Source organism: Mesorhizobium sp. WSM4836, assembly GCF_055811815.1.
In genome coordinates, this window is the sequence record NZ_JBVVQF010000009.1 from 75,020 (window position 1) to 101,687 (window position 26,668).

Sequence of the window (26,668 nt, forward strand, 5' to 3'; positions counted from 1 at the left end):
TTATTATAATATACAGCTGTGTGTGGGGGGGGGGCGCCGGTCCTCCCGCCCAAGGTTGTGGGGGACTGCGCTCTACGAAAGAGCCCCTCTCCGGCCGCTTCGCGGCCACCTCTCCCCCGCTTCGCGGTGGGCGAGGAACCCAGTTTTTGAGAGGTCGAGGGAGACAGTGCCCCTCTGCCCTGCAGGATATAGGGGTACGAAGGAACGCGGCTTCGACTGGCAATGCCGCCTTGCCTGGACTAGGCCCGGTAAATCCACTGCTCGGGCACGCGCACCGAAATCTCCTCGCCGGCCGCGATCGTGCCGGGCTTCTCGACGCATGCGACGAGCCCACGCAAGCGCTTCGCCGCTTTCGGGAACAGCAGCGCGCCGGTCTCATGATCGGCAATCCCGGCATTTTCGGCGACCGATCGCCCGGCGATCCGGCATGGCCCGTTCTGCGCGTCGATCTTGACGGTCGCGCCGCCTTTGAAGAACAGCAGCGAGCCGGATGGCAACATGGAGAGGTGCGGCAGCCCTTCGATCAGGAGATTGGCGCCGATCCATTCCGGCTTGATCTCGGCAATGCCCATCCGTTCGGCAACGATTGCCAGCTCGTCCGCCGCCACGATCGACAATTGCCGCCCGTTGCGCATCTCGGTGCCGCGCGGATACCAGGGTTCCCGCCCGCCGGAGCGCCGCGTCGTACCGGCATGGAAATCGCCCTCGATGCCGTGGAAACCGAGCTGCAGCGCATCCACCGCTCGTGTCTCAAAACGATCGAATGATGCGAGATAGAGCGCGGCCACCCTGGCGGCGAGTTTTCGCGCCGGCACGATCTCGACCGGACTTTCGGTTGCGGGAAACAGATCCGGCATTGGTTTCATTCCTGGCGACTGGATGCAATTAGCCGAAGTCGATTTATGGGGTCCAGTCGAAAGCGTTGATGCTCCAATCAAGACGGCTGATAGGGTCGACACCACCAGCTCCCTGGTCGAATCAGCCGTTACAAAAGCGTGCCGCATTGCTGCAGCCCTGCATCGGTTGATAATATCATCAGGTAAAAGCCTGCGGAGGTTATCATGCATCCCGCATCAGCAATCGCGCAGCTCTGGCTGCTCTGGGTTGTGTCATGCGCCGCGGCCGCCTTCTGGGCCGACCGGGCCGAAAAACGCGCCGGCTTGGAGGCCGAACTGCCCTACCGGGCGATGCTGGTGGTTGGCACGATCCTGCTCTTCATCCCGGCGCACGGCTATGCCGGCCCGCTGAGGCTTTGGACGGCGAACCTTGCCGGAGCGTGGATCTGCGTCGCGCTGATTGCCGCCGGCCTGGCATTTGCCTGGTGGGCGCGGCTGCATCTCGGCCGGCTGTGGTCGGGCACGGTGACAGCCAAGGCCGCACACCGCGTCATCGACACCGGTCCCTACCGGCTGGTCCGCCATCCTATCTACACCGGGCTGCTACTGGCGATCCTCGCTACCATGGCGGCGAAAGGCACCGTCTGGGGCGTCGCCGGTGCCATTCTTCTCACCGCAGGCATCGTCATGACGGCAAGGCTGGAGGAGCGTTTTCTGCGCGGCGAACTCGGGACCGCCTATGAGGAGTACAGCAGACGCGTTCCAATGCTGGTGCCGTTCGCGCCGAAATAGTCAGAGCATGCGCAACAGCGCGCCGCCGATCGAGTAGCCGGCGCCGAAGGCGCAGAGCAGGCCGTAGTCGCCGGCCTTCATATCGGCATGGTTCTCCGACAGGGCGACGATGGCCCCGGCGGCGGCGGTGTTGCCGAGGCGCTCCAGCACCATCGGTGCGCGGTCATGGTCGACGTCATGGCCGAACGACAGTTTCAGGATCATGGCGTTCATCCGCGCATTCGCCTGATGCAGCCAGAAGCGCCGGATCGCTTGCGGCGTCAGCCCGTGCTCAGCCAGGAATTCGACGATGAACTTGTGGCCAGCGACGGTGACTTCCTTGAACACCTTGTTGCCGATCTGCTTGATCAGATTGCCTTCCAGATCGACCATGTACGGATCTTCCTGGGTGGCGCGGGTATAGTAACCGAGATTGGTGCGGATGCTGTTCGACATCTGCGTCCAGGTGCGCGTGTCGAGCACCTCGAAGCGCCCCGGCCGCTTCTCGCCCTGGGCGAGCCCCTCGACGATCATCGACACGGACGCGTCGCCGAAGATGAAATGCGTCTGCCGGTCGCGAAAATTGAGATGCCCGGTGATGATCTCCGGCGTCGTCACCAGCACGCGTTTGTGCGCCCCTGCCCGCACCAGATTGACCGCAATGTGCAACGCCGCCGCCGCCGACGAGCAGCCAAGCCCCATGTCGAAGCCGGCGCCTTTCGTCCCCAGCGCCTGCTGCATTTCGATGGCGATCGCCGGATAGGGCCGCTGATGGTGCGAGGCCGAGCAGATCACCAGGTCGATATCCCCGGGTTTCAGCCCGGCATGATCGAGCGCCTTGCTGGCCGAGGCGATGCCGAACTCGGCTTCCAGCGACAGCGCATCGTCGGGCCGGGCCGGGAAGCGCGGCGCCATGCGGGTCGGGTCGAGGATGCCCTCCCGTTCGATGACATGGCGGGTCTGGACGCCCGAGGCATGGACGATGAAGGCACTGTCCGATTTCTGCAGCAGCGGCTCGCCCGATACTTCCCGGCGGACGTTCTCCATGTCCACCCAGCTGTTGAAGCTGGCGACGAGTTCCTCATTGGTGATCGAAGCTTCGGGGATTTCAACGCCGATGCCGCTGATGATGACGCGATGCATTTCCAGTTCGTCCCGTGCGCAGGCGTTGCGGCTTCATTTGGGCGCTGCGAGAACGCAGCGCAACAGTTTTCGCACCTAGCCTGTTTACGCCGGCTTAAATCAAGTGCCCGAGGCAAAAGATCACGATTGTGCGCGCCTGACATGCATGGCGGCGAAACCGGATCAAGCGCCGCCGTGCATCGCCTCAGTGCAATCGCTTCCGACGAACCTTGTTGGGGGAGACCGCCACTTCGAACTCAGCGCCGTCCGGAAAACGGCGCCGCAAAATCTCAAGCGATTGCCGTGGCTAAGCGGAACGCCGCGCGACGACGAAGAGCCTGGGAAAGCGCAGCAGCACCTTGCCGTTCGCCGCCTTCGGATAGGCCTTGGCGATCCTTGCCGTGTAGAGCTTGAGAAAAAGCCGTCGCTCGTCTTGATTGAGCGGATCGAGGAACGGCTTCAGCCCCGTCGACTTCACCCATTCGACGATCGCCTCGGCATCGGCCAGCGGATGGTTGTAGATCGTGTGCCAGATATCGAGCCGGTCCGAAAATGGCGACAAAAGGTCGTAATAGAACGCGACCGGCGGCAGCGGCGCGCGGGCAGCGTCGCCGAGCTTTTCGGCGAACGGCCCCTCCGCCGCGGTCTCCCGCATCAGCCGGTGTGATGGCTCGGCCATATTGTCCGGCATCTGCACGGCAAGCGCGCCACCGGGCGCCAAAAATCCCATCAGCCGCTGGAAGACCGCCGGATGCTCCGGCAGCCATTGAAACACCGCATTGGCAAAGATCACGTCGACGGGTTCCGTCGGCTGCCACGCCGCCGCATCCGCCAAGCCAAAGCTGACGCCGGGCAGGCGCGCCCTCGCCTTCTCGATCATGTCGGGCGAAGTGTCGAAGCCGCTGACCTGCGCCTGCGGCCAGCGCTCGACCAGCAATTCGGTCGAATTGCCGGGCCCGCAGCCAATGTCCACCACTTGGCGCGGTTCCCGCACCGGCACCTGCGCAACGAGATCGCGCGCCGGGCGGGTGCGCTCATCCTCGAATTTCAGGTAGAGGGCGGCGGACCAGTCGGGTCTTACTTTAGCGACTGTATTCATCGATAGACCTCGCGACGGTCGCCGACTTGAACCACCCAAATTGCTACAGCGCTATCGTCAATCCTTGTCAGAATTCGGAATGAACCCACACGATATTTCCAGAGCCCCGCAAGCGGTCCTGTTAGCGCTTCGCCAAGTTCGCGTGGATTATCGCGCGGGGCGAGCCTGTTTTCCAGGAAGTCGACAATCCGACGCTGATCGGACCTTTGCAATCTGGAGATATCCTTCAGTGCACGCTTCTCGACACGAATTGTCCACACGGTCAGCCGTCACTGCGGTCGCTTGCATCGTCCAATCCCAGTCGTCCCTTAACTTCGGCCAGAGAAAGCCATTCACCTTCACCATCGTTAAGGCGCTCGAGGGCGATTAGTCCGTCCTCCAAATCTTGAATTTGCTCGACAATGGCCTCAACGACTACGTCGTGTTTTGTCCGGCCAGTTTTCCTTGCCACGATCTCGAGGCGTTTTTCCAGCGCGGTAGGAAGTTCCACATTAAGCATGTTTGTCTCCTTCCGGTAATTCTACGAGCAGCCTGGAATGCTTGCAACCAATCCGTTCCCTACCGCGTCAGCCGCTTATATGTCATCCTGTGCGGGTTGACCGCTTCCGGGCCGAGGCGGCGGATCTTGTCCTGCTCGTAATCCTCGAAATTGCCCTCGAACCATTCGACATGGCTGTCGCCCTCGAAAGCGAGGATATGTGTCGCCAACCGGTCGAGGAACATGCGATCGTGCGAGATGATGACGGCGCAGCCGGCGAAGTTTTCCAGCGCGTCTTCGAGTGCCGCCAGCGTTTCCGTATCGAGATCGTTGGTCGGTTCATCGAGCAGCAGCACATTGCCGCCGGTCTTCAGCATCTTGGCCAGATGCACGCGGTTGCGCTGCCCGCCGGACAGGTTGCCGACCTTCTGCTGCTGGTCGCCGCCGCGGAAATTGAACGACGCGCAATAGGCGCGGGTGTTGGCTTCGAACTTGCCGAGCTTGACCACTTCGGCGCCGCCCGAGATCTCTTCCCAGACAGTCTTGGTCGGGTCGAGGGCGTCGCGGCTCTGGTCGACGTAACCGAGCTTGACCGTCTCGCCGACGCGGATGGTGCCGGCGTCCGGCTTTTCCTGGCCGGTGATCATGCGGAACAGCGTCGTCTTGCCGGCGCCGTTCGGGCCGATGACGCCGACGATGCCGCCCGGCGGCAGCTTGAATTCGAGATCGTCGATCAACAGCGTGTCGCCAAAGCCCTTCGACAGGCCCTCGACCTCGATCACCACATTGCCGAGCCGCTCGCCATGCGGAATGACAATCTGCGTGTCGCTCGGGCGCCGCTTGTCGGCGGCATCCAGCAGGTCCTGAAACGCTTGGATACGGGCTTTCGACTTGGTCTGCCGGGCTTTCGGGCTCGACTGGATCCACTCGCGCTCGCGGCCGATCGCCCGCTGGCGCGCGTCGTCCTCGCGGCCTTCCTGCTTGAGCCGTTTGGCCTTGGCTTCGAGATATTTGGTGTAGTTGCCTTCGTACGGGATGCCGCGGCCGCGATCGAGCTCAAGGATCCAGCCGGTGACATTGTCGAGGAAGTAGCGGTCGTGAGTGATGATCATCACCGCGCCCGGATAGGCGCGCAGATGCTTTTCCAGCCACGCCGTCGTCTCGGCGTCGAGATGGTTGGTCGGCTCGTCGAGCAGCAGAAGGTCGGGCTGGCGCAGCAACAGTTGGCAGAGCGCGACGCGACGGCGCTCGCCGCCCGATAGCTTGGTGACATCGGCCTCCTTGGGCGGGCAGCCGAGCGCCTCCATCGCCATCTCGACCTGCTGTTCGAGATCCCACAGGTTGAGCCGGTCCATCTCGTCCTGCAGCTTGGCCGACTCGTCCGCCGTCTCGTCGGAATAGTTCATCATCAATTCGTTGTAGCGCTCGATGATGGCGGTCTTGGCGGCGACGCCTTCCATGACGTTTTCGAACACGTTCTTGTTCGGATCGAGCGCCGGCTCCTGCGCCAGGTAACCGACGGTAGCACCCTCGGCCAGCCAGGCCTCGCCGCTCCACTCCTTGTCGATGCCGGCCATGATCTTGAGTATCGTTGACTTGCCGGCGCCGTTGGGGCCGAGGATGCCGATCTTGGCGTCCGGGTAGAAGGACAGATGGATGTTCTCGAGCACCTTCTTGGTGCCGTAGGCCTTGTTGAGGCCGGCCATGTGATAGATGAACTGGCGTGCCACGCGCGCTTTCCCTGAAAAGTCGACTGATGTCGGATTGAGTTGGGCGCTATGTAAGCGATGCGGCCCCGAACGGCAAACAGTTTTGGCCCCAAGCGGATTTGGTCGCACCCGCAAACGCTTAGCCGCTTCATTTCGTGCCGGCGCCCGGGCGAAAGCTCCGGTTAACCATTCCGCGTCAAAACAATGTTGGATGGGAAATCGCCGGCAGCCGCGATTTCGGGGAGAGATCGGGCCGTGCTGAACAGTTTCCTGCTTTTTGCCGAAGCGGTGCTCTATTTCGGCATCATGGTCACGCTCTTCCGGTTCAGGGGCCGCATCGGCCTCGGCGTCTTTGTCTGCGCCCTTGGCGTCATGCATTTCCTGGAAACCTATCTCGCCAGCGTCTTCTACGTCGCGCTGCCGTTCGGCGTGGTGTCGCCGGGTTCGGCCGTGCTGTTTTCCGGCAAGCTGGTCATGCTTCTGTTGCTCTACATCAAGGAGGATGCGGCAACCGTCCGGCAACCCATCTACGGCCTGCTGCTCGGCAATGCCCTTATGATCGGGCTCGTGCTGATCCTTCGCCTGCACGAGATCGCACCGCTGCCCGACGGCAAGCTTCTCGACATCGGCTTCATCGACGAGATGGGCTGGCTGATGGTGTGGGGCACGACGCTGCTGTTCGTCGACGCCATCCTGATCATCCTGCTCTATGAAAAGCTCGGCAAATATCTGCGCAAGGCGCTTTTCACCCGCATCCTGGTCTCCGTCGCATGCGTGCTCACCTTCGACCAGGCAGGTTTTTTTACGGCGCTGCATTTCGTCACCGGTGCGCCGGTCGCGGTGTTCTTCGGCGGCTGGTTCGCCAAGATGGCAGCGGCCCTGGTCTACAGCACCATGCTGGTCGCCTATATCAGGTGGTTCGAGGCGCGGCAGGTGCCGGCGCCGCGCGGGCTTTCCGACCTTTTTGATACGCTGACCTATCGCGAGCGCTATGAAGCGCTGGTCGAGCATGTCGGTCGCGACGGCCTCACCGGCCTGCTGCACAGGGGTCGCTTCGACAGCGATGGCGAGGCCGCCGTGGCAACCAGCCTGCGAACCGCCAGGCCGCTCAGCCTGCTGATCATCGATGTCGACCACTTCAAATCGATCAACGACCGCTTCGGCCATGCCGAGGGCGACAAGGTGCTGAAAGCGCTGGCGATTTTGCTTGGCGAACTTGTCGGGACCGAAGATCAATTGTTCAGGATCGGCGGCGAGGAATTCGCCATCCTCGGCTGGCGTCCGCAGCCGCTCGCCAGACTGCTGGGCGAAACCGTCAGGCAAGCGGTCAAGACGTCCGCGAGCACCAGCCGATTCGACATCACCGTCAGCGCCGGCATCTCGACGGTCAGCGAGACGACCCGTTGCCTTGCCGATCTCTTTGCGCTGGCCGACCAGCGTCTTTACAAGGCCAAATCGACTGGGCGCGATCGCGTTGTCGGCGAACCTGGCGGCGACGAAGCAGACGGCCGCAACACATGGACCAGGCCGGAGCGCAGCGCCGGCACGTAGCGCCAACGGGCCGAGCGAAACCGCCAGCGCCCTACTGGAACCCGACGGCATCGACCGTGCCCTTCGGGCAGCCGGCCTTGGCTGTCGACGCCGAGGCGAGCAGCAGGGCACCGAGCGAAGAGTTCGACGCGATCGGGCCGGCCAGGCCGAGCGTCAGCTCGCCAATCAGCCGCCTGCCGCTCGAAGGATCGACCACGCAGGATACGCGAACCCGGTCGCCCGCGCCTTTGCCGAAGGCGCTGTCGAAGGCGCTCCGTATCTGGTCGGATGTCAGCTGCTTGCCGATGTTCCTGGTGAAGAGATCGCGCACCGGCGACGCATTCACCGCGCGGATCAGGTTCAAGGCGTCGGAGAAATACTCCTGCTGGCTCTTTCCGTAGCAGGTGCCGTGCTTGATCCACTCATGCCTTTCGAGGGCGGATGCGGTGCCCGGCATCACCTGGTCGAGTTCCGACCGCGTATTCGGGTCCAGCGCGACCGGCGGCAAATCCCGCCAGTGCGCCGGATCGTCGTTCGCTCTGTCGCTTGCCGCGACCTGGCAATAGAAATTTCCATTCGGTTGCGGCCACAACCCATGCAAGGTGAAGTGGATCGCATCGAAACCGGCGGCGGTCTGCGCCCGGCATTCGGCCTTGCTGGATTTGGTCTCGCAGAAAGCCGGCTGCCAGCTCAGCGCGAGGACATATTCCGGTTTTCCGGACGCCGATGGCTTGTTCGGCTCGGCAGGCGCCGGTGCAGCCGGCATCGTCGAGGCGCTGCCGCCCGAAACATGGCCGCAGCCGATCTTGACCCAGCGGCGCTCCGGATCGGCGCCCGGCACGCGAATGAGATAATGCGTGGGCGCGTCCTTGTTGCCGGCCAGCAGATCGTAGCTCTGACCAGTCGCGGTCGATATGTTGCCGGGGTTCTTGCCGCTCTTGATCGCCTGCGTTGCCGGACAGGCAGCATCGGCGACGAAAGAGCCGGTCATCTTCACATCGGCCCGCGCCGCGCCGGCAAGCAGTACGGCCGCAAGCGCCAATCCGAAAACAAAACCTGTCCGCATAAGGGTCCTCGGCTGAAAAACTGCGGCAACAGACTGCCGCTGCCACCATGTCAGAATTGCGAACGTGCGGTAAACGTCGGCGCGCAAATCGGTCACGCCGGATTGACGCAAAACCGGCGCCGGCGCAAACAAATCTCGCGTCCGGTATCGTGTCGGGGCGTTGGAGACGACGCGGCGATGTCATTCGACCAACAGCTTGTGCTTCGATCGCCGACCGGCGCCGAGCTCAACCTTTATGTGAAACACGCCACAGGCCAGCCGCGCGCAATCGTCCAGATCAACCACGGGCTGGCCGAGCACGCCGCGCGCTATGCCCGCTTCGCCGATTTCCTTGGCGAGCGCGGCTACCAGGTCTACGCGCACGACCACCGTGGCCACGGCGCCACCAAGGCGCCCGACGCGCCACATGGCAGGTTCGCCGATGCAGATGGCGGTGCGAAGGTCATCGCCGATGTCGCCGCCGTCCACGATCTCATCGCCAGGGAACAGCCGGGCCTGCCGGTCATCACCTTCGGTCACTCCTTGGGCGCGTCGGTCGCGCTGAACTTTGTCCTCCGCCACTCGGCGCGTATCCATGCCGCCGCGATCTGGAACGGCAATTTCTCGGCCGGACTGCTCGGCCAGATCGCGCTGGGCGTGCTTGGTTGGGAAAAGTTCCGGCTTGGCTCAGACGTGCCGTCGCGCTTGCTACCCCGGCTGACGTTCCGGGCTTGGGGCAAGGCGGTGCCCAATCGCCGGACGCCGTTCGACTGGTTGACGCGGGATGCCGTTGAAGTCGAGAAATATATCGCCGATCCGCTTTGCGGCTGGGATGCGTCGGTGTCGATGTGGCAGGACATCGTCAAGATGGCGCTGCATTGCGGCAGCGACCGCAATTTTTCCGGCGTGCGGCGCGACCTGTTCGTCAATCTGGTCGGCGGCGAGCAGGATCCGGCCTCCGACGGCGGCAAGGCGGTCAGCCATCTCGCCGGCCGGATGCACATGATGGGCTTTTCGAATCTCGTTTCAAAGGTTTACGCCAAAACCCGCCACGAAAGCCTGAACGAGATCAACCGAGACATCATCATGGAGGATTTTGCGCTCTGGGCCGACCGCGTGCTGAGGGCGCCGTAACGGTTGGCCCATCGCAAGGGCCGTGACAGCGGCGCGCGGGGTTGATAGAGGCTGCGCTTTCGATCAACCACGGTGATCCATGACTGAGCCTCCGCTCAAAGGCATCCGCGTCATCGAACTCGCACGCATCCTCGCCGGGCCATGGGCCGGGCAGCTGCTTGCCGATCTCGGCGCTGACGTGATCAAGGTCGAGAGCCCGGACGGCGGCGACGACACCCGCAAATGGGGACCGCCCTTCGTCATCGGCCATGACGGCGAGAACCTTTCGGCCGCTTATTACCATTCCTGCAACCGTGGCAAGCGCTCCATCGCCATCGATTTCTCGACGCCCGAGGGCGCCGAGACGGTGCGCCGGCTGGTCGCGACATCGGATGTCCTGATCGAAAACTTCAAGGTCGGCGGACTGAAGAAATACGGCCTCGACTATGACAGCCTGAAGAAAATCAACCCGCGGCTGATCTATTGCTCGATCACAGGTTTTGGCCAGTCGGGACCGTACGCGCCGCGCGCCGGCTACGATTTCATCATCCAGGGCATGGCCGGCATGATGTCGATCACCGGCGAAGCCGGCCGCGAGCCGCAAAAAGCGGGCGTGGCTATTTCAGATGTTTTCACCGGGCTTTATTCGGTCATTGCAATCCAGGCGGCGCTTCGCCATGCCGAGAAGACCGGCGAAGGCCAGCATATCGACATGGCGCTCTACGACACCCAGATCTCGACGCTCGGCAACCAGAACCTCAACTATCTCGTCTCCGGACAGTCGCCGGTGCAGATGGGCAACGCGCATATGAACATCGCGCCCTACGAAGTGGTGACGGTGAAGAATGGCCACATCATCCTGGCGGTCGGCAATGACGGCCAGTTCGCAAAGTTCTGCGCTGCCGTCGGGCTAGACGAGCTGGCGTCGAACCCTGATTTCGCCACCAATCCCGCCCGCGTCGCCAACCGGGCAAAGCTGCGCGAGCATATGATCGAAGCGCTGAAAGCCTTCGATCGCGACCCGCTGCTGGCCAGGCTCGAGACGGCCGGCGTGCCGGCTAGCCCGATCAACAACATCGGCCAGATGTTTGCCGACCCGCAGACCATCGCGCGCGGCATGCGGCTCGACCTCGATGACGGCCATGGCAATCTCCTGCCTTCCGTGCGGGCGCCGATGGTCATGTCCGGCACGCCGCTGGTCTATGAGCGGCCCTCGCCGCGTCTCGGCGAACACACCGAAGAAATCCTTGCCGAGCTGGAGAGGTCAGGAAAATGAAGACCGGCGGACAACTCATCGTCGATGCGCTCGAAGCCAACGGAACGGACCGTATCTATTGCGTGCCGGGCGAATCCTATCTCGCGGTGCTCGACGCGCTGCACGACTCGCCAATCCGCACCATCGTCTGCCGCCAGGAGGGTGGCGCCGCGATGATGGCCGACTGCCATGGCCGGCTGACCGGCAAGCCCGGCATCTGCTTCGTCACCCGCGGCCCAGGCGCCACCAATGCCTCGGCCGGCATCCACATCGCCATGCAGGATTCAGTCCCCCTCATCCTGTTCATCGGCCAGGTCGCCAGCCACGCCAAGGGGCGCGAGGCCTTCCAGGAGGTCGACTACGTCAGGTTCTTCGGCGATATCGCCAAATGGGTGGTCGAAATCGACGATGCCGCACGCATCCCCGAATTCGTCACGCGCGCTTTTTCGGTGGCGACGTCCGGCCGCCCCGGCCCGGTCGTCATCTCACTGCCCGAGGATATGCTGACCAGCCTCGCCGAGGCACCGGAAGCCCGGCATTACACCCTTGTCGAGACGCGGCCTGGCGAAGTCGAGCTCGATGCGCTGGAAGAGCTGCTCAATAAGGCAAAGCGGCCATTCGTCATCCTTGGCGGAACACGCTGGGACGCGCAGGCCGTTGCACGGATGCGGACGATAGCCGAAGCCTGGTCGCTGCCGGTCGGCTGCTCCTTCCGCCGCCAGATGCTGTTCGACCATCTCCACCCGAACTATGCCGGCGATATCGGCATCGGCATCAATCCCAAAATAGCAACCGCCATCAAGCAGGCCGACCTTGTGCTGCTGATCGGCGGCCGCATGGGCGAGATGCCGTCATCCGACTACACGCTGCTGAAGAGCCCCTACCCGGACCAGACGCTGGTCCATATCCATGCCGACGCCAGCGAGCTCGGCCGCGTCTACCGGCCGACGCTGGCGATCAATGCCTCGCCTGCCGCTTTCGTTGAAGCCTTTGCCAACCGCAAGCCGGCCGCAACGCCGGTGTGGGCGGCGGAGGCAGCCAAGCTGCACGCCGCCTATCTCGACTGGTCGACGCCTCCGGAGAGCGGCCCCGGCGCCGTGCAGATGGGGCCGATCATGAATTACCTGGAAACGATGCTGCCGGACGACGCCATCCTCACCAATGGCGCCGGCAACTACGCCACCTGGGTGCATCGTTACCATCGCTTCCGGCGTTTCGGCACGCAGGCAGCACCCACATCCGGCTCGATGGGTTACGGCACGCCGGCGGCCGTCGCCGCCAAGCAGCTTTTCCCCGACCGCGACGTGATCGCCTTTGCCGGCGACGGCTGTTTCCTGATGAACGGCCAGGAATTCGCCACCGCCGTGCAATACGGGCTGCCGATCATCGTCATCGTCATCAACAACGGCATTTACGGCACCATCCGCATGCATCAGGAGCGCGAATATCCCAGCCGTGTCGTCGCCACGGATTTGAAGAATCCCGACTTTGCCGCTTTGGCCCGCGCCTATGGCGGCCATGGCGAGACGGTGGAAAAGACCGCCGACTTCGCGGTGGCCTTCGAGCGAGCGCGGGCCAGCGGCAAGCCGTCGATCGTAGAGATCAGGCTCGACCCCGAAGCCATCACGCCAACCCGCACGATGACGCAAATACGCGACAAGTCGTAATCCGACGGAAAGGGCGGTCGTCCGCCCCTTCCGTCGGCGGAATGGCTTGTGCTACATCGTCGCCGCCGCCTTCTCGATCTGCCCGCGGATCTCCCCGTCCGGATTTTTCTTGGTGTGGATGTTGACGTAATATTTGCCGGCCTCAAGATCGGTGGCCTGGGCATCGGTCAATGTCGCCGAACCCTTGATCGGGCTCTTCAGCTTGCCTTCGAACGGTACCACCGGATCGGCGTTTTGACCCTTTGCCGCCGGGCCGTGAATATGTGCGGCCGTCGCCGGCCCGCTGAGGCCGGAATATCTCACCGTCCAGCTGAGTTTCTTGGTGGCGGTGTTGAACCTGAGCGTGGCGGTGCCCTTGCCCTTCGTGGTCACAGGCGGGCTCTGCTGAGCACCATCGAGCGTCGCAGTCATCTTTACGGTTTCGGCCAGGGCCGGTGAAGCAGAGAAAATGGCTGCAGAAATGGCCAGCGCCGAAAGCATCGGCGTGAAGGAGTGGATGCGCATGGAAACCTCCGTTGTGGCACCCCTGAGTTGGATGCACCGGCACAACGATTTTGCGAGCAGATGTTTCCGCGGGTAACGTTCATTTTACATCCCGCTAAAAAAGGGGCGGGCGCCCGCCCCTTTTTCCGCTACAAGCCAGTTTGACAGCCCTATTTGATGGCCTCGTCAGTGATCGCCGTCGTGTAGGCGCCGGTCGGCTCCTTGCTGATGATCTTCTGGTCGAGCAGCGCCTTGGCGGTGCGCTCGTAGGTCGCCGGATCGAGCTTGCCATCGGCATTGTCGATCAGCTTGGCGACTTCGCCCATCATCCGCTTTTGGTGGTTCTCGTCCTGGCCGCCATTGTCCATGACGATGCCGGCCGCCTCGTCGGAATTGTCGACGGCGTATTTCCAACCCTTCATCGAAGCCCGCACGAAACGCACCATCTTGTCCTCGAAGGCCGGATCCTTGAGCTTGTCCTCTAGGGCATAGAGGCCGTCTTCGAGCAGATCGTTGCCCATGGCGGAATAGTTGAAGACGGTCAGCTCTTCCGGCTTGTAGCCGGCGTCGATGAGCTGCCAGTACTCGTTATAGGTCATGACCGAAATGCAATCCGCCTGCTTCTGGATCAGCGGCTGCACGTCAAAGCTCTGCTTGAGCACGGTGACGCCGTCCGGCCCGCCATCGGTCTTCAGGCCAAGCTTGTTCATCCAGGCATAGAACGGATATTCGTTGCCGAAGAACCAGACGCCCAGCGTATGGCCCTTGAAGTCGGCTTCGGTCTTGACAGGGCCGTCCTTCGGACAGACCAACTCCATGCCGGCCTTCTTGAACGGCTGGGCGATGTTGACCAGCGGAACGCCCTTTTCGCGTGCAGCCAGCGCACCGCCCATCCAGTCGACGATGACGTCGGCGCCGCCGCCGGCAATGACTTGCTCCGGTGCGATGTCCGGGCCACCGGGCTTGATCTCTACGTCGAGGCCCTCGGCTTCATAGAAGCCCTTGGCCTTGGCGACATAATAGCCGGCGAACTGTGCCTGCGTGACCCATTTCAGCTGCAGCGTCACCTTGTCCGCGGCTATCGCCTGGAACGCGGCAAGCGACATTGCGCCGGCCAGCATCGAAACAACAAGTCTTTTCATGTTTTTACCCTCTGAAGTTAGCGCCCTAAACCCACCGCCCCTATCCACCACGGACAGAGGGATGCCAAAACGTGATTGCTCTCTCGAGAAGAGCGACCACGCCATAAAAGACCGAACCCGCAAGTGCTGCAACTGCGATTTCCGCCCACACCATGTCGATGTTCATCCGCCCGACTTCCGTCGAAATGCGGAATCCCATGCCGACCACCGGCGTGCCGAAGAACTCGGCGACGATGGCGCCGATCAGCGCCAGCGTCGAATTGATCTTCAACGCGTTGAAGATGAAGGGTGCTGCCGCCGGCAACCGCAGCTTGAACAGCGTCTGCCAGTAGCTCGAGGCATAGGTGCGCATCAGGTCGCGCTCCATATGGCCGGAGGCGGCAAGCCCGGCGACGGTGTTCACCAGCATCGGGAAAAAGGTCATGATGATGACCACCGCTGCCTTCGACTGCCAGTCGAAGCCGAACCACATCACCATGATCGGCGCGACGCCGATGATCGGCAGCGCCGACACCATATTGCCGATCGGCAAAAGCCCGCGCCGCAGGAACGGCACGCGGTCGGCGGCGATGGCAACGAGGAAGCCGGCGCCGCTGCCCACCACATAGCCGAAGATCACCGCCTTGAAGATGGTCTGCCTGACATCGGCCCCCAGCACCGGCAGCGAGCCGACGATGCGCGCACCGATGGCGCTTGGCGGCGGCAACAGGATGAAGGGAATGCCGGCACCACGCGTCACCGCTTCCCAGATGATCAGGATCCAGGCGCCGAAGATGGCCGGAATGATCAGGCGCAAGGCGGTTGACGCCCAGCGCGATGTCGGGCGAAACGACGACAAGACCGTTACGCAGCGCCAGGCCAAAAGCCACGCCGCGACGAGCAGCAGATAGAACGAGCCACGAGCGCTGCCCTCATTGCCGGTTATGCCGGCGAGCAGCATCCACGCCGCGCCGTGCGCGCCAAGGAACAACAATACCACCCCGATCATCGGTGGAAAGTTGTCGGCCTCGATTGCCACGAGCAGCAAAATGAAAATCGAAACCGTAGCCGCCATGCCGTAACCGGGCGTGGCACTGACGAGCGGCCAAACAAGCAGCGCGCCGACAAGAAGGACAATAGCGGCATACCCTTGCCAGGATCGAGGCGTGATTGAGGAAAGACTCAGGAGCGAGCTCATGCCGGCCTCCCGCCCATGGCGCGGTCGACGAGGCGCCCGGCAATGCCGACGACCATCACCAGCAGCGCCGCGACCACCGACCCCGCAACCAGCGCCGACCAGATGTCGATCGTCTGGCTGTAATAGGCGCCGGCGAGCAGTTTGGCGCCGATACCGGCGACGGCGCCGGTCGGCAGCTCGCCGACGATGGCGCCGACCAGGCTGGCGGCCACCGCCACCTTCATCGAGGTGAACAGGAACGGCACCGAAGCCGGCACCCGCAATTTCCAGAAGGTCTGCGAGGGACTGGCATTGTAGGTGTGCATCAGGTCGAGGTGCGTAAGCTCTGGCGAGCGAAGTCCCTTCACCATGCCGACCGCCACCGGGAAGAACGACAGATAGGTCGAGATCAGCGCTTTCGGGATCAGCCCGGTGATGCCGACCGCCGCCAGCACGACAATGATCATCGGCGCCACCGCCAGGATCGGAATGGTCTGCGAGGCGATGATCCACGGCATCAGGCTGCGGTCGAGCGTCGCCACATGCACGATGCCGACGGCAATGACGATGCCGAGCGCGGTGCCGAAGGCGAAGCCGAGCAGCGTCGACGACAGCGTAACCCAGGCATTGTAGACAAGGCTGCGGTTCGAGGTGATGCTGCGCAAAAAGGTATTCTCGAAAAAATTCACCGCCACCTGATGCGGCGCCGGCAGCGTCGGCTTCGGTTGCGCCAGCGTCTTGCCGATGAATTCCACAACGCCCGGGGTCTGATTGGCGCGGCGGTCGAGATCGCGCTGGAACGGCATGTTGAGGATGACGGCCATAACGTACCAAACGACGACGACGCCCAGGAGGATCGAGGCCACCGGAACAAGCTTGTCGCGAAACGAGTCCATTTAGCAGGCCTCGCCAGGTACACGCCCTGCTCTCCCCGACGGGGAGAGGGTGGCCGGAGCGAAGCGGAGGCCGGGTACTTTCGCCCCGGCAATCGTTTCTTTCGTCTTCCTGGGGCCGAGCAGCCGCGAAGCGGCGTGCGCAAAGGGAGCGCCCAACCCCGCCTTCGTCATCCTAGGGCGAAGCAAGGAGCGAAGCGACGCGGCGCAGACCCTGGGATCCATGCCGTTACCTTTCCGCTCCGGAGCGGTGCTGAAAACGGCTCCCTGCGCATCCCTCCGAGTGGCGCTTATTCTCGAGCGCTTGCGCCCTTCGGCCGACGTCACGGCATGGATCCCAGGGTCTGCGCACGCCGCTTCGCGGCTGCTCCGCCGTAGGATGACGAAGGCGTGGTTAGCCGCCCCCTCACCCGACCTCCGCTTCGCTCCGGCCACCCTCTCCCCGCTGAGGAGAGGAGGGAGTTCATCCCCCTTAATCATCATAGCTGTGCCCTGCCCTCAGCCCGTCGCGCACCCGTGCCGCGATGGCCAGAAACTCCGGCGTCTCGCGGATATCGAGCGGCCGCTTTTTCGGCAGCGTCGATTCTATGACGTCGCTGACACGCCCCGGCCGTGGCGACATGACGACGATGCGCGTCGACAGATAGACCGCCTCGGGGATCGAATGGGTGACGAAGCAGATGGTCTTGTTGGTCCGTTCCCAAAGCTCCAGCAGCTGTTCGTTGAGGTGGTCGCGCACGATCTCGTCCAGCGCGCCGAATGGCTCGTCCATCAACAAAAGATCGGCGTCGAAGGCGAGCGCCCGTGCGATCGAGGCGCGCTGCTGCATGCCGCCCGAAAGCTGCCAGGGGTATTTCTTCTCGAAGCCGCTGAGGTTGACGAGGTCGAGGGTGCGCTTGATGCGAGCGGCCTGCTCCGCCCTGGACAGGCCCATGATCTCGAGCGGCAGCGCCACATTGCGCTCGATCGTGCGCCACGGATAAAGCGCGGCCGCCTGGAAGACATAGCCATAGGCGCGGCTCTGGCGCGCCTGCTCGGGCGTCATGCCGTTGACGGAGATGGCTCCCGATGTCGGCTTCTCCAGATCGGCGATGACCCGCAGCAAGGTCGTCTTGCCGCAGCCGGAGGGCCCGATGAAGGACACGAATTCGCCCTTGCCGATCGTCAGGTCGACGTTCGACAGCGCCTGCACCGGACCATCATTGGTCTGGAAGGTCAGGCAAAGCTTGCTTGCCGAAACAACGGCTGGCGATGCTCCCGTCATCGGCCGTAGCCTGCCGCTTCCGGCCACTGCTGCGCCGGCCGGAATCCCGTTGATTTTACCGCGATGTTGCTTTCCACTCGCCCAGTCCTACTCGCCCCGGTTCTAGTCGCCCCGGTCCTACTCGCCCCGGTCCTACGCCCTTGTCCGATCAGATAGACGCCCGGAGTTGCCCCGATGTCGCCCGAACCGACTTGTCATCTTATCCGCCCTGAAAGCTCTTATGAAGGCAAGCAGGGCCTGAGTTATTTCGCCGGTATCGCCGCCGAAACAGTCGGCTCCTCCGGCATCTGCATGCATCTGCTGACCATGCCGCCGGGCGCCCGCGCCAAGGCGCATATGCACGAAAACCATGAAACCGCGATCTATGTGCTCTCCGGCGAAGTCCATACCTGGTATGGCGCCCGGCTCGAACAGCATATCGTGGTCAAGGCCGGCGATCTTTTCTATATTCCCCCCGGCGTGCCGCATCTGCCAGCCAATCTCAGCGACAGCCCCGCCTCGGCGGTCATCGCCCGCACCGACCCCAACGAACAGGAAAGCGTCGTCCTGCTGCCGGAACTGGACGGGTTGGTCGCCTGACGCCGGCATCGAGGCAGCGGCCGTCATCGGCACCTTCAAGAACATGATTTCAGCGGCCCTACCTCCTCAAGGCCGGGAATGGTCACGAAGAAACCGTCCCCTCCTTTGTTGATGACCTTGACGACATCCGTGGTCGTCCCCTCCTCGCCCTCGGCGAAACAGGTGGAGCTCAACAACAGGGTGCCAGGCGCCGTCGTCAATCGCTGTGCGAACTGGCAGCCGCTGCCATAGGTTTCGATGCCGTCGGCGGTCAGCACGACATAATCGTCGCGGTCCTGATAACCGAGCCGTACACCAACGCAACCGACCTCATTGCCAAAGGAGCCGGCAAGGACGTCAGCCGCCGCCGGCTCGGCGGCAAGGATCACCGCGGCCATTGAGATAATCGCTCCGTGGCTTGCCAAGCTCAGACGCCCGTCGCCGGGATGCCTGTCCGTTCCACCTTGCGCGGGGCGGAAATTTCCTTCCACGTCGACAGCGCCCGGTTGACCGCTGCGTTCGGCTCGCGAGCGACGAACTCGCCATGGCCGAGCTTTGCCTTGACCTCGTTTTCCTCGATCGACAGTTCGCCGCGCGAGAAGACGAAGCGCGGCAGACCGGTAACCTCAAAACCTTCGAAGACGTTGTAGTCGATCACCGACTGTTGCTTCTTGGCCGTGATCTTCTTCTTGCGCTTGGGGTCCCATACGAGGATGTCGGCGTCCGCGCCTTCAACGATGGCCCCCTTTTTCGGGTACATGTTGAGGATTTTGGCGATATTGGTCGAGGTCACCGCGACGAACTCGTTCATCGTCAGCCGGCCGGTTTTGACGCCGGTCGTCCACAGCACCGGCAAACGATCCTCGAGCCCGCCCGTGCCGTTCGGGATCTTGGTGAAGTCGCCGACGCCGTTGCGCTTCTGTTTGGTGGTGAAGGCACAATGGTCGGTCGCCACCACTTGCAGCGACCCGGCCTGCAGGCCGGCCCACAGCGAATCCTGGTGCCATTTGTTGCGGAAGGGCGGGCTCATGACGCGCCGGGCCGCATGGTCCCAGTCCTTGTTGAAATATTCGCTCTCGTCCAGCGTCAGGTGCTGGATCAGCGGCTCGCCGAATACCCGCATGCCTTTCTGGCGTGCCCGGCGGATGGCCTCATGGGCCTGCTCGCAGGAGACATGCACGACATAGAGCGGCACGCCGGCCATGTCGGCGATCATGATGGCACGGTTGGTCGCCTCGCCTTCGACTTCCGGCGGGCGCGAATAGGCGTGTCCTTCCGGACCGTTGTTGCCGGCAGCCAGCAGCTTCTGCGACAGGGCGGCCACGACGTCGCCATTCTCGGCATGGACCAGCGGCAGCGCGCCGAGGTCGGCGCAGCGCTGGAACGACGAATAGAGCTCGTCGTCATCGACCATCAGCGCGCCCTTGTAGGCCATGAAATGCTTGAACGAGGTAATGCCCCTGTCGACGACGGTGGCCATCTCGTCGAACACCTGCTTGCCCCACCAGGTGATCGCCATGTGGAAGGAATAATCGCAGGATGCCTTCGAGGTCTTGTTGTCCCACATCTGCAGGGCCTCGAGCAGCGATTGCTGCGGTGCCGGCAGGCAGAAATCGACGACCATCGTCGTGCCGCCGGCAAGTGCCGCGCGGGTGCCGGATTCAAAATCGTCGGCCGAATAGGTGCCCATGAACGGCATTTCGAGATGGGTATGCGGGTCGATGCCGCCCGGCATCACATAGCAGCCGCTGGCGTCGAACTCATGGTCGCCACGCAGATCCGGCCCGATGCCGATGATCTTGCCGTGCTTGAACAGCACATCGGCTTTCCACGTCCGGTCGGCGGTGACGATGGTGCCGTTCTTGATGACTTTGGACATTTTCTTGTTCCCTTATTCTTGTCGCGCTTCTTGTGAGCGGCGTTGCGAGGCGGCAGCTATCCCATCATTCGACAATCACCGCCGTGTCGACCACCGCGTGGAACAGCACGTCCGCACCCGCCGCCGCCCATTCCTTGGTGATTTCCTCCGCCTCGTTGTGGCTGAGACCGTCGACGCAGGGACACATCACCATTGCGGTGGGTGCAACGCGGTTGATCCAGCAGGCATCATGGCCGGCGCCGGAGACGATATTGCGATGCGTATAACCCAGGCGCTCCGCCGCATCCCGCACAGCCCTGACGCAGCCCGCGTCGAAGGTGACCGGATCGAAATGGCCGACCTGATCGATTTGATATTTGATGTCGAGCGCGTCGCAGATCGTGTCTATGCCTTCGCGGATGCGGCCGTCCATGGCGTCCAGCACCTCCTTTTCCGGCGAGCGGATGTCGATGGTGAAGACGGTGCGTCCGGCGATGATGTTGCGCGAGTTCGGATAGACCTCCATGTGGCCGACCGCGCCGACGGCGTCGGGCTGATAGTCCATGGCGATTTCGTGCACCAGTTCGATCACCCGCGCCATGCCGAGCCCGGCATTGCGGCGCTTCGGCATCGGTGTCGAGCCGGTATGCGCCTCCTTGCCGGTCAGCGTCACCTGCAGCCATTTCAACCCTTGGCCATGGGTGACGACACCGATGTCGATGCCCTCGTCCTCGAGGATCGGGCCTTGCTCGATATGCAATTCGAAGAAGGCGTGGATCTTTCGCTCGCCGACTTTCTCGGTGCCTTTCCAGCCGATGCGTTCGAGTTCCTCGCCGAACTTCTTGCCGTCCTTGTCGACATGCGAATAGACGTCGGCCTGGTCGAGCACGCCGGCAAAAACGCCGGACGCCATCATCGCCGGCGCAAAGCGCGCGCCTTCCTCGTTGGTCCAGTTGGTGACGACGATCGGGTGCTTGGTCTTGATGCCGAGATCGTTGAGCGAGCGCACCACCTCCAGCCCGCCGAGCACGCCGAGCACGCCGTCATACTTGCCGCCGGTCGGCTGGGTATCGAGATGGCTGCCGACATAGACCGGCGGCAGGCTGGGGTCGGTGCCTTCGCGACGGGCAAACATCGTGCCCATCTCGTCGACGCCCATTTCGAGCCCCGCCTCATCGCACCAGCGCTTGAACAGATGCCTCCCTTCGCCGTCCTCGTCGGTAACGGTCTGGCGATTGTTGCCGCCGGCAATGCCGGGGCCGATCTTCGCCATCTCTATTATCGAATCCCACAAACGGTCTGAATTCACTCGCAGATTCTCGCCGGGGGCGGCCATTCAAAACCTCTTTGGTTGCGCGGCGTCCCCCTCCCCCTCGAGGGGAGGGTGGCCGCGAAGCGGTCGGGTGGGGTCGGCTGACATGCGCGCGACCTTCTTCTTGACCGCCTGTGCGACATGCCAGGCGCTATTTATGACATCGGGCTCATCGACGCGAAATATATCGAACCCAAGCGATCGCAGATAGGCATCACGGACGGCGTCGTGCCGTTTGCCCCTCTCCTGTTCATACAGATCACCATCGACTTCAACGACCAGCTTTACCGCTAGGCAAGCGAAGTCGACGATATAAGGTTCGATCGGACACTGGCGGCGGAATTTCATCCCGGCCGATTTCATTTCGCGCAGTTCATACCACAGCAGGGATTCGCCTTTGGTCGCGCGAACTCGAAGCGCGCGTGCCTTTTGGCGCATTTCGAAGGTCACGCGGGTCCGCGGCATCACAGGCACTCATGCGGCCCAAGGTCAGGTTGGCGCGCTGCCGCACCGACCCCACCCGACCGCTTCGCGGCCACCCTCCCCTCGAGGGGGAGGGATATCCGCTCCCAGTTCTTCAATCGATAGACCTCAGCACATCCCTGACATGGTCGATCAATTCGTTGATCTGGCCCTTGGTGATGATCAGCGGCGGCGACAGCGCGATGATGTCGCCGGTGGTGCGGATCAACGCACCACGCTCGAACGCCTTGACGAAAGCCGAGAAGGCCCGCTTCGTCGGCTGCCCGGCGATCGGCGCCAGCTCGATCGCGCCGATCAGGCCGATGTTGCGGATATCGATGACGTTCGGCTCGCCCTTCAGCGAGTGCAGCGCGTCCTCCCAGTACGGCGCCAGTTCCTCACCGCGCGTCAGCAGCCCCTCTTCCTTGTAGGTGTCGAGCGTGCCCAGCGCCGCCGCGCAGGCGATCGGATTGCCCGAATAGGTGTAGCCGTGGAAGAACTCGATCATGTGCTCGGGGCCGGTCATGAAAGCGTCGTGGATTTCCTTTTTGACGAACACCGCGCCCATCGGAATGACGCCGTTGGAGACGCCCTTGGCGGTGGTCATGATATCGGGCGTGACGCCGAAATAGTCGGCGGCAAACGGCGTGCCGAGACGGCCGAAACCGGTGATGACCTCGTCGAAGATCAGCAAGATGCCGTGCTTGGTGCAGATCTCGCGTAGCTTCTGCAAATAGCCCTTCGGCGGCAGGATGACGCCGGTGGAACCGGCAACCGGTTCGACGATTACGGCGGCAATGGTCGAGGCGTCGTGCAAGGCGACGATGCGCTCGAGCTCGTTCGCCAGTTCCGCGCCGTGCTCGGGCACGCCCCGGGTGAAGGAATTCTTTTCCGGCAGATGGGTGTGTGGCATGTGATCGACGCCGCCGAGCAGCGTGCCGAACATCTTGCGGTTGGTGACGATGCCGCCGACCGAGATGCCGCCGAAATTGACGCCGTGATAGCCGCGCTCGCGGCCGATCAGGCGGGTGCGCGAGCCCTCGCCATTTGCGCGATGATAGGCGATCGCCATCTTCAGCGCGGTCTCGACCGATTCCGATCCGGAATTGGTGAAGAACACATGGTCCATGCCCTTCGGCGCGATGTCGACCAGCCGGTTCGCCAGTTCGAACACGATCGGGTGGCCCATCTGGAAGGCCGGCGCATAGTCTAGCTCGGCCGCCTGGCTCTGGATCGCCTCGGTGATCTTCGGACGGCAGTGGCCGGCATTGACGCACCACAGGCCGGCGGTGCCGTCGAGAACCTTGCGCCCGTCACTGGTCGTGTAGTGCATGTCTTTGGCCGACACCATCATGCGCGGTGCCTGCTTGAACTGCCGGTTTGCCGTGAACGGCATCCAGAATGCGCTGAGATCGTTCGGCGTGACTTTCAGCCGGTTGGACATGACCAAGATTTCCCCTTGTAACCTGTTTCGGTGCGGCTAACGCCTGGTCTTCCAACACTTGGTCTTTGCTGTGTTTTCGTGCTACGCAAATTTTTGACCGGTTGGACAAACGTTAGCACCGCTCTATCAGCGGTCAAGGGATTACTAGCGGAAATGCGGCTTTCGAAGTGCGCTCCACAGGGCGGTGAAAAACTGGTCCAGAGAATTGGTCCAGATGCTCCTCGCAGCGAAGGTTTTTCGAGGTGACGGGGGCGGTCGAAAGCTCCGCTCCACGCCGTACCCGCATCCAGCTGGAAAAGCGCGAGCTCATCCTCGAGGCAGCGCTCGAAGTCTTCTCGACCAATGGTTTTCGGGGCTCGACCATCGACCAGATCGCCGAAGCCGCCGGCATGTCGAAGCCGAACCTGCTCTATTATTTCCGCCGCAAGGAGGACATCCACGAGACGCTGATGCAGCGGCTTCTCGACACCTGGCTGGCGCCGCTGCGCGAACTCGACGACATCGGCGATCCGCTGACTGAACTGCGCAGCTACATCAGGCGCAAGCTCGAAATGGCGCGCGATTTCCCGCGCGAGAGCCGGCTGTTCGCCAACGAGATCCTGCAGGGCGCGCCACGCATCATGCCGATGCTGGAAGGCGAGTTGAAGACGCTGGTCGACGAGAAAGCCAACGTCATCAAGGGCTGGATGCGCGCCGGCAAGATTGCTCGCACCGACCCCTGGCACCTGATCTTCTCGATCTGGGCGACGACGCAGCATTATGCCGATTTCGACGTCCAGGTCCGCGCCGTGCTCGGCCCCGACCGCGGCGGCGACGGCCGCTTTGAGGATGCCGCGAGGTTTCTCGAGCAATTGTTCATCGAGGGGCTGAAGCCGAAGGGTTAGCCTTGATGGTTCACGCGCTGCGCCGCTCGGCCGGAAGCGTCTCCAGCAGTTGTTCGAGCTTAGCGATCGAGTTCTGCTCGGCGAGCGGCGTGTAGACGATCAGCTTCATGTCCGACCCGTCGTCGATCGACAGGCTCATATGCTCGAATGCCATGGCGCCCGCTATCGGGTGCCGGACATGCTTCACACCCGATAGGTTGCGGGCGACGTCGCGCAGCGGCCACCAGGCACGGAACTCCGGGCTTGAACGCGTCAGCAGCGCGATCAGCCGCTCGAAATCCGGATCGCCGACATATCTGGCGCTTTCCGCCCGGAATGACGCCAGCACGGCACGCGCCAATTCCTCCCAGTCGACGAGCAGGCGCCGATGCTGCGGGCTGGTGAAAACCATGTGGACAATGTTGCGGGCATCGCCCTCCAGCAGGCCATAGTCGCCGAACACGGCTGCCGCGGCAGAGTTCCAGGCCAGCACGTCCCAGCGCCGCCCAAGGACATAGGCCGGCTGCAGGACCAGGCTCTGCAGCATGTGCAGCAACGGGCCATCGACCTTGTCCGGCGCGTCGACGCGACGCTCCGGCTGCGGCCGGCCGGCAAGGATGAACAGATGCCGTTTCTCGGCCGCGTCCAGGCGCAACGCCTGGCCGAGCGCCGTCAGCACTTCCACCGATGGCCTGACGTCACGGCCTTGCTCCAGCCAGGTGTACCAGGTCGTACCGACGCCGGCGATCATCGCCACCTCTTCGCGCCGCAGCCCGGGCGTGCGCCGGCGCAACCCCGTCGAGATGCCCGTGGCCGAAGGCGTCAGCCTTTCGCGGCGCGAACGCAGAAAGGCGCCAAGCTCGCGGCGGCGGCTGTCTTCGGCGGAATGCGTGGTGGAATCCATGCGCTATTATAGCAGTATCGATACCAGGATAAAGTTTGAACTGTTTGGCAAGTGGCCGGTGCCCCATCTTTCCGCTCAGAGCGATGAGATGGAGGCTCTGAACATGGAACTGAAAGACAAGACAATCTTCATCACCGGCTCGACCGATGGCGTCGGCCGCGTCGTCGCGCAAAGGCTCGGCGCCGGCGGCGCCCGCATCCTGGTGCATGGCCGGGACGCGACAAGGGGCAAGGCGACCGTGGCCGAGATTGAAGCCGCCGGCGGCAAGGCCGAGCTGCTTGTCGCCGACTTCTCCTCCCTGGCGGAAGTCCGCCGCCTCGCCGAGGCCGTGCGCGCCAGGACCAAGCGGCTCGAAATCCTGATCAACAATGCCGGCGTCGGCACCGCCGGCCCAAAAGCAAAACGGCAGGTCAGCGCCGATGGCTACGAACTGCGCTTCGCCGTCAATTATCTCGCCGGCTTCCTGCTCACCACGGAGCTGCTGCCGCTGCTCAAGGCCAGCGCTCCGGCGCGCATTGTCAACGTCGCCTCGGCAGGCCAGCAGGCGATCGATTTCGACGACCTCATGCTGACCCGCTCCTATGACGGCGTCCGTGCCTACTGCCAGAGCAAACTGGCGCAGATCATGTTTACCATCGATCTGGCGGAGCAACTGAACGGCAGCAATGTGACCGTCAACAGCCTGCATCCGGCAAGCTACATGAACACCACGATGGTGCGGCAGGCGGGCATCACGCCGTGGAGCTCGGTCGAAACCGGCGCCGAAGCCATCATAAATCTCGCCACATCGCCGGCGCTCGAAGGGCGAAGCGGCCTCTATTTCGACGGCCAAAGAGAATCCCGCGCCGATGCGCAAGCCTATGACGCGAAGGCGAGGCAGCAGTTGCGCGAATTGAGCCTCGGCCTTGTCGGGCTCGCAGCCGCTTCCGCAACATCGAAGAAAGAAAATTCATGACCGAGAAAACCTATCACACCGTTATCGTCGGCGGCTCCTCCGGCATCGGCCTCGCCACCGCGAAAAAGCTGCTCGGCCCGGGCATGAAGGTGACGATCACCGGGCGCAACCAGGAAAGGCTCGACAACGCGTGGCAAAGCCTTGGAGGCGCGGTCGAAAAAGCTGCCTTCGATGCCGCGAAGCCGGACGAGGTCTGCAGGTTCTTCAGGGATCTCGGCCCTTTCGATCACCTGGTGCTGGCTGCCAGCGGCGGCAAGGGGCTCGGCCCGTTCGAAACGCTTGACCTGACCGACATCGGCGGCGGCGTCGACGAGAAGGTCCGGCCACAGCTCTCCTGCCTGCAGGCCGCCTTGCCGACGCTGAACAAGAGCGGCTCGGTGACTTTCATCTCGGCGGTGTCGGCGCAACTGGCGGCGCCGGGTGTCGCCGGCATCGCCGCCATCAACGGCATGCTGCTGACCGTGGTGCCGATCCTGGCGATGGAGCTGAAGCCGTTACGCGTCAATGTCGTGGCGCCGGGCGTCATCGACACGCCCTGGTGGGATTTCCTGCCCGATAATCAGCGCCAGGCGGTATTTGCCGAGTATGCCGGCAAGACGCCGGTCGGCCGCATCGGCCGGGCCGAGGACGTTGCTGAGGCGATCGCATTCCTGGTTTCGAACAGCTTCGTCACCGGCCAGGTCCTGACCTGCGATGGCGGTTTGCGGTATGCGGCGTGAGCGGCTGCCTCCACAAGGCGGCGATCGTTT

The 26,668-nt window shown here is 63.1% G+C and carries 27 protein-coding genes; 9 read left to right on the top strand and 18 right to left on the bottom strand.

Features of this window, described 5'->3' with window-relative positions; genetic code table 11:
- Positions 1–239: 239 nt before the first annotated feature.
- Positions 240–857: an MOSC domain-containing protein gene (locus AC0L2P_RS13155; RefSeq protein ID WP_473501662.1), complete on the bottom strand. Its 618-nt coding sequence runs from the start codon at positions 855–857 to the stop codon at positions 240–242.
- A gap of 204 nt (positions 858–1,061) precedes the next feature.
- Here AC0L2P_RS13155 and AC0L2P_RS13160 point away from each other — a divergent pair, with 204 nt between their 5' ends.
- Positions 1,062–1,628, top strand: a complete 567-nt coding sequence (locus AC0L2P_RS13160; RefSeq protein ID WP_473501663.1) for a methyltransferase family protein — start codon at positions 1,062–1,064, stop codon at positions 1,626–1,628.
- Here the strand turns inward: AC0L2P_RS13160 and AC0L2P_RS13165 are convergent, their stop codons facing one another.
- The 5 genes from AC0L2P_RS13165 to ettA all read right to left on the bottom strand — a co-directional run bounded on the left by AC0L2P_RS13165 (position 1,629) and on the right by ettA (position 6,036).
- Complete coding sequence (locus tag AC0L2P_RS13165) at positions 1,629–2,750, bottom strand: beta-ketoacyl-ACP synthase III (protein WP_473501664.1); 1,122 nt, start codon at positions 2,748–2,750, stop codon at positions 1,629–1,631.
- 286 nt (positions 2,751–3,036) lie between these two features.
- On the bottom strand, positions 3,037–3,828 hold the full coding sequence (gene tam / locus AC0L2P_RS13170) for a trans-aconitate 2-methyltransferase (RefSeq protein ID WP_473501665.1): 792 nt from the start codon (positions 3,826–3,828) through the stop codon (positions 3,037–3,039).
- Positions 3,825–4,088, bottom strand: coding sequence for a type II toxin-antitoxin system RelE family toxin (locus tag AC0L2P_RS13175; protein WP_473501666.1), 264 nt, complete (start codon positions 4,086–4,088; stop codon positions 3,825–3,827). Before AC0L2P_RS13175 ends, tam begins: the two co-directional genes overlap by 4 nt.
- Before the next feature lie 2 nt (positions 4,089–4,090).
- A complete protein-coding gene (relB, locus tag AC0L2P_RS13180) occupies positions 4,091–4,327 on the bottom strand; it encodes a type II toxin-antitoxin system RelB family antitoxin (protein WP_473501668.1) in 237 nt (78 codons plus the stop codon).
- A 59-nt stretch (positions 4,328–4,386) separates the two neighbouring features.
- Complete coding sequence (gene ettA, locus AC0L2P_RS13185; RefSeq protein ID WP_352644759.1) at positions 4,387–6,036, bottom strand: energy-dependent translational throttle protein EttA; 1,650 nt, start codon at positions 6,034–6,036, stop codon at positions 4,387–4,389.
- Between the two features lie 234 nt (positions 6,037–6,270).
- Here ettA and AC0L2P_RS13190 point away from each other — a divergent pair, with 234 nt between their 5' ends.
- Positions 6,271–7,566 carry a GGDEF domain-containing protein gene (locus AC0L2P_RS13190; RefSeq protein ID WP_473501669.1) on the top strand — a complete coding sequence of 432 codons (1,296 nt, stop codon included), beginning with the start codon at positions 6,271–6,273 and terminating at the stop codon, positions 7,564–7,566.
- Positions 7,567–7,597: 31 nt separating this feature from the next.
- Here the strand turns inward: AC0L2P_RS13190 and AC0L2P_RS13195 are convergent, their stop codons facing one another.
- The gene (locus AC0L2P_RS13195) at positions 7,598–8,611 is read right to left on the bottom strand and encodes a ribonuclease T2 family protein (protein ID WP_473501670.1); all 1,014 of its coding nucleotides are present in this window, start codon (positions 8,609–8,611) and stop codon (positions 7,598–7,600) included.
- 177 nt (positions 8,612–8,788) lie between these two features.
- Here AC0L2P_RS13195 and AC0L2P_RS13200 point away from each other — a divergent pair, with 177 nt between their 5' ends.
- From AC0L2P_RS13200 to AC0L2P_RS13210, 3 genes are all read left to right on the top strand, one after another.
- Positions 8,789–9,724 (top strand): alpha/beta fold hydrolase, encoded by a 936-nt coding sequence (locus AC0L2P_RS13200; protein WP_473501671.1) that lies wholly within the window; start codon positions 8,789–8,791, stop codon positions 9,722–9,724.
- A 79-nt stretch (positions 9,725–9,803) separates the two neighbouring features.
- Positions 9,804–10,979, top strand: a complete 1,176-nt coding sequence (locus AC0L2P_RS13205; RefSeq protein WP_473501672.1) for a CaiB/BaiF CoA transferase family protein — start codon at positions 9,804–9,806, stop codon at positions 10,977–10,979.
- On the top strand, positions 10,976–12,625 hold the full coding sequence (locus AC0L2P_RS13210; protein ID WP_473501673.1) for a thiamine pyrophosphate-binding protein: 1,650 nt from the start codon (positions 10,976–10,978) through the stop codon (positions 12,623–12,625). Before AC0L2P_RS13205 ends, AC0L2P_RS13210 begins: the two co-directional genes overlap by 4 nt.
- A gap of 51 nt (positions 12,626–12,676) precedes the next feature.
- On the opposite strand, the gene AC0L2P_RS13215 is transcribed toward AC0L2P_RS13210, so the two are convergent.
- The 5 genes from AC0L2P_RS13215 to AC0L2P_RS13235 form a co-directional block, all read right to left on the bottom strand.
- Positions 12,677–13,129, bottom strand: coding sequence for a CHRD domain-containing protein (locus AC0L2P_RS13215; protein ID WP_473501674.1), 453 nt, complete (start codon positions 13,127–13,129; stop codon positions 12,677–12,679).
- A gap of 149 nt (positions 13,130–13,278) precedes the next feature.
- Positions 13,279–14,250: an ABC transporter substrate-binding protein gene (locus AC0L2P_RS13220; protein ID WP_473501675.1), complete on the bottom strand. Its 972-nt coding sequence runs from the start codon at positions 14,248–14,250 to the stop codon at positions 13,279–13,281.
- A gap of 40 nt (positions 14,251–14,290) precedes the next feature.
- Positions 14,291–15,427, bottom strand: coding sequence for an ABC transporter permease (locus tag AC0L2P_RS13225; RefSeq protein WP_473501676.1), 1,137 nt, complete (start codon positions 15,425–15,427; stop codon positions 14,291–14,293).
- The gene (locus tag AC0L2P_RS13230) at positions 15,424–16,302 is read right to left on the bottom strand and encodes an ABC transporter permease (protein ID WP_473501677.1); all 879 of its coding nucleotides are present in this window, start codon (positions 16,300–16,302) and stop codon (positions 15,424–15,426) included. Before AC0L2P_RS13230 ends, AC0L2P_RS13225 begins: the two co-directional genes overlap by 4 nt.
- Before the next feature lie 469 nt (positions 16,303–16,771).
- Positions 16,772–17,563 carry an ABC transporter ATP-binding protein gene (locus AC0L2P_RS13235; RefSeq protein WP_473501678.1) on the bottom strand — a complete coding sequence of 264 codons (792 nt, stop codon included), beginning with the start codon at positions 17,561–17,563 and terminating at the stop codon, positions 16,772–16,774.
- A gap of 174 nt (positions 17,564–17,737) precedes the next feature.
- Between AC0L2P_RS13235 and AC0L2P_RS13240 the strand changes: the two genes are divergently transcribed.
- Positions 17,738–18,142, top strand: a complete 405-nt coding sequence (locus AC0L2P_RS13240) for a cupin domain-containing protein (RefSeq protein ID WP_473501679.1) — start codon at positions 17,738–17,740, stop codon at positions 18,140–18,142.
- Positions 18,143–18,177: 35 nt separating this feature from the next.
- Here the strand turns inward: AC0L2P_RS13240 and AC0L2P_RS13245 are convergent, their stop codons facing one another.
- From AC0L2P_RS13245 to aptA, 5 genes are all read right to left on the bottom strand, one after another.
- Positions 18,178–18,519 (bottom strand): hypothetical protein, encoded by a 342-nt coding sequence (locus AC0L2P_RS13245; RefSeq protein WP_473501680.1) that lies wholly within the window; start codon positions 18,517–18,519, stop codon positions 18,178–18,180.
- A gap of 29 nt (positions 18,520–18,548) precedes the next feature.
- Positions 18,549–20,000 (bottom strand): dihydropyrimidinase, encoded by a 1,452-nt coding sequence (hydA, locus tag AC0L2P_RS13250; protein ID WP_473501681.1) that lies wholly within the window; start codon positions 19,998–20,000, stop codon positions 18,549–18,551.
- 64 nt (positions 20,001–20,064) lie between these two features.
- Complete coding sequence (locus AC0L2P_RS13255; protein WP_473501682.1) at positions 20,065–21,315, bottom strand: Zn-dependent hydrolase; 1,251 nt, start codon at positions 21,313–21,315, stop codon at positions 20,065–20,067.
- Positions 21,316–21,756 (bottom strand): endonuclease domain-containing protein, encoded by a 441-nt coding sequence (locus AC0L2P_RS13260; protein WP_473501684.1) that lies wholly within the window; start codon positions 21,754–21,756, stop codon positions 21,316–21,318.
- Positions 21,757–21,868: 112 nt separating this feature from the next.
- Positions 21,869–23,197: an omega-aminotransferase AptA gene (aptA, locus tag AC0L2P_RS13265; protein WP_473501685.1), complete on the bottom strand. Its 1,329-nt coding sequence runs from the start codon at positions 23,195–23,197 to the stop codon at positions 21,869–21,871.
- A 242-nt stretch (positions 23,198–23,439) separates the two neighbouring features.
- On the opposite strand from aptA, the gene AC0L2P_RS13270 reads away from it, so the two are divergent.
- The gene (locus tag AC0L2P_RS13270) at positions 23,440–24,081 is read left to right on the top strand and encodes a TetR family transcriptional regulator C-terminal domain-containing protein (protein WP_473501686.1); all 642 of its coding nucleotides are present in this window, start codon (positions 23,440–23,442) and stop codon (positions 24,079–24,081) included.
- A 10-nt stretch (positions 24,082–24,091) separates the two neighbouring features.
- On the opposite strand, the gene AC0L2P_RS13275 is transcribed toward AC0L2P_RS13270, so the two are convergent.
- Positions 24,092–24,964, bottom strand: coding sequence for a helix-turn-helix transcriptional regulator (locus AC0L2P_RS13275; RefSeq protein WP_473501687.1), 873 nt, complete (start codon positions 24,962–24,964; stop codon positions 24,092–24,094).
- A 103-nt stretch (positions 24,965–25,067) separates the two neighbouring features.
- Here AC0L2P_RS13275 and AC0L2P_RS13280 point away from each other — a divergent pair, with 103 nt between their 5' ends.
- Positions 25,068–25,919: an SDR family NAD(P)-dependent oxidoreductase gene (locus AC0L2P_RS13280; RefSeq protein WP_473501688.1), complete on the top strand. Its 852-nt coding sequence runs from the start codon at positions 25,068–25,070 to the stop codon at positions 25,917–25,919.
- Positions 25,916–26,638: an SDR family oxidoreductase gene (locus tag AC0L2P_RS13285; protein WP_473501689.1), complete on the top strand. Its 723-nt coding sequence runs from the start codon at positions 25,916–25,918 to the stop codon at positions 26,636–26,638. The genes AC0L2P_RS13280 and AC0L2P_RS13285 overlap by 4 nt, the downstream gene beginning before the upstream one ends.
- The last annotated feature ends 30 nt before the right edge of the window (positions 26,639–26,668 follow it).